We start from the raw sequence: 5436 nt of genomic DNA on the forward strand, positions 1-5436 counted from the left end.
TGAAGCGTCGAAACTCCACCTCGATCATACACCTCGATGGCCACCCGAGATTACACCGAACGTGCCGGTGAAATTACACCACGTGCGCGGACACTACCCTGGAGCGGTCCAAGGGCATCGGGGGTGCCATTGCGGCTGCCATGCGTGCCGGGCGTCTGGCGCTGCCCCAGGGGCTGCACTGCGCCGATCTGCGCGTGTCGGGCCAGCGGTTCATGCGCGACCCGGACGGCGAACATTCTCACGGGGTTCTGACGGTGGAAATCCTGGTGACGGAGGACCGGTCATGAAATCCGGCAGGCTGACAGAGACGATCCAACTGCGTTCCGTAGATGCGACACTGAATGACTACGGCACCCCTGCCGTTGATGGCTATCGGTTGCGCACCGTTCGCGCGGAGCGGATCGACCAGACCACCGAGGAATACCTGCGCGCTTTTGGGGCCAGCGACGAGGAAACCATCATCTTCCGCATCCGCTACCTGGAGGGGGTCACCAACGCCCATCAGGTCGTCTGGCAGGGCGAGGTGTTCAACATCCGGCAGGTGACGCCCATCGGACGCCGCAAGGGCCTCGATCTGCGCTGCGCGAGGCTGACCGGATGAAGGGCACCAAGCCGCAACTGCGCGAGGCTGACGCGCCCCTGATCGTCACCAATGCGCCCGATTGGCTGGCTGCCGAGGCCCGCGAGGAATGGGCGCGCGTCATGCCGGTGCTGGTCGAACGCCGCATCCTGACCGATGCCGATCTTGGCGGTCTGGAAAGCTACTGCATCTGCATCGGGCGCGTCCGTCAGATGGAGGCCGCAATCCAGGAGAACCCCGAACCCGACCTGATGCTGAAACTGATCCGGGTGCAGGACAAGGCGATGGCATCGGCCCGCCAACTGGGCGCGGAACTGGGCCTGACGCCGGTCAGCCGGTCGCGCCCTGCGATCCGTGACGAGGACGATCAGGACAGCACCCCGTCGCCGCTGGACGTGGGGTGATGCAATGACCACACCCTTGGTAAGGGACAGCTCGACCTTCCCAGAATGGATCTATGACGGATCGGAAATCCCCGACCCCTTCGGCTATGGGGAAAGGGCGGTGACGTTCCTGCGCACCCTGCGCCACCCCAAGTCCATCCTGCCGAACCGGGCGTTTCAACTGGACCCGTGGCAAGAGCGGATCGTGCGCCGCATCTATGGCCCGCGCCACCCGGACGGCACCCGGATCACCAACACCGTCGCGCTGATGCTGCCGCGGGGCAACCGCAAGACATCGCTGGCCGCTGCCCTGGCGCTGCTGCACACCATCGGTCCCGAACGCCGCCCCGGTGGCGAGGCGATCTTTGCGGCAGCGGATCGAAAGCAGGCGGGCATCGGTTTCCGCGAGGCCGTGGGCATCATCCGCGAGGACAAGCGCATCGTCGCGGCCACCGGCATCTATGACGCCCACAACGCGCCCAAGAAGCTGATCTATCGCCGCGATGCCTCCTATCTGGAGGTCATATCCGGCGATGGCGGGCCGCAGCACGGGCGCACCCCCGCCTTCGTGCTGGCTGATGAAATCCACATCTGGAAGGGCCGCGACCTGTGGGAGGCGCTGACCACCGGTCTGGAAAAGATCGATGACAGCCTGCTGGTAGTCGCATCGACGGCAGGGCGGGGACAGGACACGCTGGCCTTCGACTTCTTCGAGGATGCCCGCAACGTGGCGCGCGGCAAGGTGGACGATCCATCGATCCTGCCCATCCTGTTCGAGGCCGACCGGCGCGACGATTGGAAGGATGAGGCGCTGTGGCATCGGGTGAACCCTGGCCTGCAGCATGGCTATCCGAGCCTTGCAGGCTTTCGCCGCCATGCCAGCCGGTCACAGCGTAGCGTTGGCGACCGGCAGTCCTTCAAGCAGCTCAAGCTGAACGTCTGGCTGGACGCCTCGACCGAGCCGCTGGTGGACATGGAGATTTACGACCAGGGGGCCAAGGATCACGACCTGGACACGCTCAGGGACGAACCCTGCTGGCTGGCTGTCGATCTGTCATCGACCACCGATCTGTCGGTGATCGCCGCCTGCTGGCGCGTAGCCGAGGGCTATGCCGTCAAGACCTGGTTCTTCTGCCCCCAGGACACTGTCGCCAGCAAGGACGATGGCGGGATGCTGGACGATGATGGCGTGGCGCAGCGTGAAAGCCAGTCCGGCGCGCCCTACAGCCAGTGGGTCGAGGATGGGTTGATCACGGCCACAGTGGGCAACGTGATCGATTACGCCGAGATCGAAAGCAAGATCATCGAGCTGTGCGAGGAATTGAACGTGCAGGAGATCGCGTTCGACCCGCACATGGCCCGACAGGTGCAGCCCAAGATCCTGGAGGCGGGCCTTCCTGCCGTGGACTTCCGGCAGATGCCCTCGCTGATGATGCCTGCTGCAATGGAGCTGGAGCGCGCGCTGCTGGGGGGTGAGTTCCACCACGGCGGCAACCCGGTCCTGCGGCACTGCTTTGCCAATGTCGTGGTGAAGCGCAACGATCACGGGCACGTCGTCAAGTTCACCAAGCCCAAGCGATGGCTGTCGATCGATGGCGCAGTGGCAGCGGCAATGGCCGTATCCCGCGCGGCGGCGAACGAGGGCGGCATGACCACCAATCAGACATGGTTCACCGATGAGATGTGGACCGCATAGGAGGCAACGATGAGCGACGAGCGACTGGTGGTGATGCTGGAGGCGCGCGTGACCGAGTTCGAGCGCCGGATGCGGCAGGCCGAACAGCAGGGCAGCAAATCCTATCAGGGCTTGCGGCGTAATTCCCGGTCGGCAACCCGGCAGATGGAAACAGACATGATCCGCTCAACGGGTCGCATGAATCAGGCACTGGCCTCGACCAGTGGCGCAATCGGATCGTTCGGCAGGGCCTTGGGCGTCGGCCTTTCCGCCGCCGCTGCAGCGCAAGCAGTTCGGCGCTACACCCAGATCGCGGATGCTGCCACCAAGATGCAGAACGCCCTGCGGGTGATCGGCCTGGAAGGCGAGGATCTGTCACGGGTCTATGGGCAACTGTTCAGTTCGGCGCAGAGAAATTCCGCACCCGTCAGTTCGCTGGTCGATCTGTATTCCAAGCTGGCCCTGACCCAGAAAGAGCTGGGCGTGACGGGTGATGAGCTGATCGACTTCACCGATGGCATCGCTGTTGCCCTTCGGGTGGCGGGAACGGATGCGACCACGGCCAGCGGATCGCTCTTGCAGCTGTCGCAGGCCCTGGGCGGCGGCGTCGTGCGAGCCGAGGAGTTCAACTCGATCCTGGAAGGCACGCCCACCATCGCCCTGGCCGTGGCGCGGGGTTTGAAAGAGGCCAATGGATCGGTGGCCGAACTGCGCAAGCTGGTCAACAGTGGCGAGGTATCCAGCACGGCGTTCTTCCGGGCCTTCCAGGTCGGTTCGGTCGAGTTGCGCCAGCAGGCGGAAACGACCCAATCCACGGTTGGGCAGGCGATGACGCGGGTCGGGAACAGTCTGATCACTGTGATCGGTGAGTTTGACAAGACGTCTGGCGCATCCTCGAACCTTGCCCGCACGATAGGCGATCTGGCCGATGGTCTGGACAGCTTCGATGCAGCCGCCTTTGTGGCGAAGATCCAGCGCATCGTGGAGGCGTTCCGCAATGCCGAAGCCGCGGCGGCGGGCTGGATCAGGCAGATGGCAGACGCGCAGGTGTTCTCCGATCTGATCGAGATGATGGGCATTACTGAGGATGGGCAGTTCCTGAACCCGGATGTGCGCGAGGCTGAAGGCAAGATAACAGCCCTGGAGAAGGAAATCGCAGCCCTCCAGGCACAGATCGAGAACAACACGTCCCTGGGCTTCGACAACACCGAGGCCATTGCGCGCCTGCGCGAGGTCCGGGCCGAACTGGACGCGGTTCGGGCTGCGGCAGCGAACATGCCGCGCTATGTCGATGGCCTGCGCCCCGATGGCACGGCGGTCATGAGGAACGTGGATACCGGATCGCCTGTCACAAGCTACACCCCACCTCCGATGCCGGTCAGCACTGAGCCTGTCAGTATCGCGGACCATCCGCCGGGCGGGACCGCCGGAACGGGTAGCGGCGGCGGTGGTGGGGGCCGCGCGCGGCGCGGTGGCGGCGGTAGCAGCGCCAAGGCCCGGCAGGATGACTATGCGGCAGAGGTCCAGGCCACGCGCGAACGCACTGCGGCGCTGGAGGCCGAGGCGGCTGCCCTGACCGCTGTTGCCGCGTCCGGTATCGAATACGGGGATGCCCTGGAGTTCGCCCGCAAGAAAGCCGAGCTGATGGCGGCGGCACAGAAGGCAGGCAAGGAGATCACCCCTGCCTTGGAAGCCGAGATCGACAAGCTGGCGGAGGCCTACATGACAGCCGGACTGGCTGCCGAGGAAGCTGCGGACAAGATGCAGCAGATCCAGGATCAGACCGAGCGGGGCAAGGGCGCGCTAGAGGATATGTTCGGATCAATCGTGGACGGGTCCATGTCAGCAAAGGATGCCGTAGCAAACCTGCTGGCCGAGATCGCAAAGGCGCAGATGCTGAAAGGGCTGTTTGCCCTACCCGGCATGGGCGCGCTTTCAAGCGGCATCGGCGGGCTACTTGGCTTCGCCAGCGGGGGCTATACCGGGGCGGGCGGCAGGTTGGACCCGGCAGGCATCGTCCACCGGGGCGAGTATGTGATGAGTGCGCAGGCCGTCCAGCGGATCGGCGTGGGCAACTTAGAGGCCATGCACAACGGCGCGTTGCGGGGGTATGCAACTGGAGGCCCGGTCGGCATGTCCGCGCCCCAATCGCAACAGACAGGCACGCAGGATGTCAAAGTGCATGTCACTGTTGGGGTGGACCAGCAAACCGGCAATCTGACCGCCTTTGTCGACCAGCGAGTGACGGGGGGCGTGCAGCAAGGCATTCAGCAGTTCACCAAGCAGATCCCCAACCTGGTGCAGCGAACGATTGCCCACCCGAGGGACCGTTGGTGATGGCGCGCTTGGAGAAGGTGCTATGCGCCACGCTGGAGGCCCTTCTGGCCGGTCGCAAATCCCGGCTGCCGGATGCAGGGTTGGACATCCTCGACGCCTTCCTGGCCCTTCACCGCGCCCGGACCTATCACGCCAACGGGCCGAACCCGATCACCTGGGAGGCGATGGCCGCATGGTCGCAGATGATGCGCCGCCCGCTGCCGCCGCATCACGCTCGGATCATCATGGCCTTGGACAACGTGTGGATGAAGGATGCCGCACGTAGGATGGGGACGCAGGAAACAGGCAGGCAAGCTGCGCCGATGGTTAGCGCCACGCCGCTGTCGGCAGGTCTGTTCGATGCGATGACGGGTGGGTAAGAACTTAGAGCGCGTTGCGTCTAATCGGTTTCATATCCGGCAGCTTTGAAGAAATTGTAGCATTCCTCATCGGTAAAGAGGTCACAGACCTGCCCGACGGCT

At 64.4% G+C, this 5436-nt stretch carries 6 protein-coding genes; all 6 read left to right on the plus strand.

Going from position 1 to position 5436, the window contains the following annotated elements; genetic code table 11:
* The first annotated feature begins 116 nt into the window (after positions 1-116).
* The 6 genes from gp17 to ABS73_RS16710 are packed head-to-tail and all read left to right on the plus strand — an operon-like array spanning position 117 to position 5334.
* Complete coding sequence (gene gp17, locus ABS73_RS16685; RefSeq protein ID WP_277018860.1) at positions 117-287, plus strand: tail completion protein gp17; 171 nt, start codon at positions 117-119, stop codon at positions 285-287.
* The gene (locus ABS73_RS16690) at positions 284-601 is read left to right on the plus strand and encodes a phage head closure protein (RefSeq protein WP_277018850.1); all 318 of its coding nucleotides are present in this window, start codon (positions 284-286) and stop codon (positions 599-601) included. Before gp17 ends, ABS73_RS16690 begins: the two co-directional genes overlap by 4 nt.
* Positions 598-984, plus strand: a complete 387-nt coding sequence (locus ABS73_RS16695) for a phage terminase small subunit P27 family (protein ID WP_277018852.1) — start codon at positions 598-600, stop codon at positions 982-984. The genes ABS73_RS16690 and ABS73_RS16695 overlap by 4 nt, the downstream gene beginning before the upstream one ends.
* 4 nt (positions 985-988) lie before the next feature.
* Entirely contained in the window at positions 989-2659 is a 1671-nt protein-coding gene (locus ABS73_RS16700) for a terminase large subunit (protein ID WP_277018854.1), read from the plus strand.
* Positions 2660-2668: 9 nt separating this feature from the next.
* Entirely contained in the window at positions 2669-4975 is a 2307-nt protein-coding gene (locus tag ABS73_RS16705) for a tape measure protein (protein ID WP_277018855.1), read from the plus strand.
* Positions 4975-5334, plus strand: a complete 360-nt coding sequence (locus ABS73_RS16710; RefSeq protein WP_277018858.1) for a phage tail assembly chaperone — start codon at positions 4975-4977, stop codon at positions 5332-5334. The genes ABS73_RS16705 and ABS73_RS16710 overlap by 1 nt, the downstream gene beginning before the upstream one ends.
* Positions 5335-5436 lie beyond the last annotated feature (102 nt).

Origin of the sequence: Paracoccus sp. SCN 68-21 (assembly GCF_001724535.1) — a bacterium.
Classification (GTDB): Bacteria; Pseudomonadota; Alphaproteobacteria; order Rhodobacterales; family Rhodobacteraceae; genus Paracoccus; species Paracoccus hibiscisoli.